The 3,305-nt window shown below is 55.0% G+C and carries 1 tRNA gene and 2 rRNA genes; all 3 read left to right on the top strand.

What is annotated here, in order from left to right:
- Nucleotides 1-125: 125 nt before the first annotated feature.
- Nucleotides 126-2,922: ribosomal RNA gene (locus ACT3CF_RS16820) — 23S ribosomal RNA — on the top strand.
- A 134-nt stretch (nucleotides 2,923-3,056) separates the two neighbouring features.
- A 5S ribosomal RNA gene (gene rrf, locus ACT3CF_RS16815) occupies nucleotides 3,057-3,171 on the top strand.
- A 47-nt stretch (nucleotides 3,172-3,218) separates the two neighbouring features.
- Nucleotides 3,219-3,295, top strand: a tRNA-Met gene (locus tag ACT3CF_RS16810).
- Nucleotides 3,296-3,305 lie beyond the last annotated feature (10 nt).

The raw sequence follows: 3,305 nt of genomic DNA, 5'->3' as shown, positions 1-3,305 counted from the left end.
GGGAACGGACGACGTTGCATTACAGGCTGAGATTTTCATCCACGCCAAGATACTGCGACACGCTGCTCTGCCGAGTTGGTGTTCCGCAAGGAACGCCCAGCGTTGTCGTTGGTGGTGTGGACTCTCAAGCGTGAGGTAAGGGCATTTGGTGGATGCCTTGGCATGTACAGGCGATGAAGGACGTGGCACGCTGCGATAAGCGTCGGTGAGGTGTGAGCAACCTTTGACCCGACGATTTCCGAATGGGGAAACCCACCTTCACCAATTAATTCAGCGTCTGAGCGATCAGATGCCTGAGTTAATTGGGGCAAGGTATCACCGGAGTGAATACATAGCTTTGGTGAAGCGAACCCGGAGAACTGAAACATCTCAGTACCCGGAGGAAAAGACATCAACCGAGATTCCGTAAGTAGTGGCGAGCGAACGCGGACCAGGCCAGTGCCTTCAATTCAACTAGCAGAATCATCTGGAAAGATGAGCCGTAGCGGGTGACAGCCCCGTATGCGAAAGTGATGTTGAAGGACTCGAGTAGGGCGGGACACGTGTAATCCTGTCTGAACATGGGGGGACCACCCTCCAAGCCTAAATACTCGTACATGACCGATAGCGAACTAGTACCGTGAGGGAAAGGTGAAAAGCACCCCGATGAGGGGAGTGAAACAGTACCTGAAACCGAATGCCTACAAGCAGTGGGAGCCTCTTTAAGGGGTGACCGCGTACCTCTTGCATAATGGGTCAGTGACTTAATGTATCGAGCAAGCTTAAGCCGATAGGTGTAGGCGCAGCGAAAGCGAGTCTGAATAGGGCGACTGAGTTCGATGTATTAGACCCGAAACCCGGCGATCTATGCATGACCAGGATGAAGGTGCGGTAACACGCACTGGAGGTCCGAACCGATTAACGTTGAAAAGTTACCGGATGAGTTGTGCTTAGGGGTGAAAGGCCAATCAAGCCGGGAAATAGCTGGTTCTCCGCGAAAACTATTGAGGTAGTGCCTCGGATGAACACCCTAGGGGGTAGAGCACTGGATGGTTGCGGGGGTCGCGAGACCTACCAATACTAACCAAACTCCGAATACCTAGGAGTGATATCCGGGAGACAGACGGCGGGTGCTAAGGTCCGTCGTCAAGAGGGAAACAGCCCTGACCTACAGCTAAGGTCCCCAAGTCACGTCTAAGTGGGAAAGCATGTGGGAATCCCAAAACAACCAGGAGGTTGGCTTAGAAGCAGCCATCCTTTAAAGAAAGCGTAACAGCTCACTGGTCTAAACAAGGGTTCCTGCGGCGAAGATGTAACGGGGCTCAAGACGTGCACCGAAGCTTAGGGTGTGATCGTTTGCGATCACGCGGTAGCGGAGCGTTCCGTAAGCCTGCGAAGCGGAAGGGTAACCGACCGTGGAGGTATCGGAAGTGCGAATGCTGACATGAGTAGCGATAAAGAGGGTGAGATGCCCTCTCGCCGAAAGACCAAGGGTTCCTGCGCAAGGCTAATCCGCGCAGGGTGAGCCGGCCCCTAAGACGAGCCCGAAGGGGGTAGTCGATGGGAACCACGTTAATATTCGTGGGCCTGGTGGTGTGTGACGGATTGCGTAAGTTGTCAGACCTTATCGGATTGGTCTGGCTTCGAAGCGGTCCCGGGAAATAGCCCCACCGTATAGACCGTACCCGAAACCGACACAGGTGGTCAGGTAGAGTATACCAAGGCGCTTGAGAGAAGTGTCCTGAAGGAACTCGGCAAATTGCCTCCGTACCTTCGGAAGAAGGAGGCCCTACCTATGCGCAAGCATTTGTAGGGGGCACAGGCCAGGGGGTAGCGACTGTTTAGCAAAAACACAGGGCTCTGCTAAGTCGGCTTCAAGACGACGTATAGGGTCTGACGCCTGCCCGGTGCCGGAAGGTTAAGAGGAGGGGTGCAAGCTCCGAATTGAAGCCCCGGTAAACGGCGGCCGTAACTATAACGGTCCTAAGGTAGCGAAATTCCTTGTCGGGTAAGTTCCGACCTGCACGAATGGCGTAACGACTTCCCCACTGTCTCCAGGACATGCTCAGCGAAATTGAATTCTCCGTGAAGATGCGGAGTACCCGCGGTTAGACGGAAAGACCCCGTGCACCTTTACTGCAGCTTCAGAGTGGCAGTGGAGAACAACTGTGTAGAATAGGTGGGAGGCTTTGAAGCATCGGCGCCAGCTGGTGTGGAGCCACCAAGTGAAATACCACCCTGTTGTTCTTTACTGTCTAACCTCGTACCGTCATCCGGTACAGGGACCCTCTGTGGCGGGTAGTTTGACTGGGGCGGTCGCCTCCCAAAGAGTAACGGAGGCGCGCGAAGGTTGGCTCAGGCCGGTTGGAAACCGGCTGTTAGAGTGCAATGGCATAAGCCAGCCTGACTGCGAGACTGACAAGTCGAGCAGAGACGAAAGTCGGTCATAGTGATCCGGTGGTCCCTCGTGGAAGGGCCATCGCTCAACGGATAAAAGGTACGCCGGGGATAACAGGCTGATAACCCCCAAGAGCTCATATCGACGGGGTTGTTTGGCACCTCGATGTCGGCTCATCACATCCTGGGGCTGGAGCAGGTCCCAAGGGTTTGGCTGTTCGCCAATTAAAGTGGTACGTGAGCTGGGTTCAGAACGTCGCGAGACAGTTTGGTCCCTATCTGCCGTGGGCGTCGATATTTGAGAGGAGTTGCCCCTAGTACGAGAGGACCGGGGTGAACGTGCCTCTGGTGTACCTGTCGTCGTGCCAACGGCGCAGCAGGGTAGCTATGCACGGACGGGATAACCGCTGAAAGCATCTAAGCGGGAAGCCTCCCTCAAGATAAGATATCTTAGGACGGTCGAAGACCACGACCTTGATAGGCCGGATGTGGAAGTACGGTAACGTATGGAGCTAACCGGTCCTAATTGTCCTATTCGCGCTTGAACGGTTCCCTGCAAAAGTAACCCTTTTGTAGGTACCGGAGAGTCCCACCATCAACGACAGCCCTGGGCTGCGTTGACCGGATGAAACGCAACAGCTTGTCATCGATTTGATCCCCTTTGCACACCGGCTTCATTGCTTGGTGGCCATAGCGTCTGTGACCCACCCGATCCCATCCCGAACTCGGACGTGAAACCAGACAGCGCCGATGGTACTATCGCCCAAGCGATGGAAGAGTAGGTCGCCGCCAGGCATTGAAGCTCGTGTGCAAAACAAAAACCCATTCACAACACCGCTCGGCGCGGGGTGGAGCAGCCCGGTAGCTCGTCAGGCTCATAACCTGAAGGCCGCAGGTTCAAATCCTGCCCCCGCAACCAAGCACACACA

It is taken from the genome of Sphingomonas chlorellae (assembly GCF_056485145.1).
The sequence above is the reverse complement of the archived record's forward strand: the minus strand, read 5'-3'. Positions and strand labels throughout refer to the sequence as shown.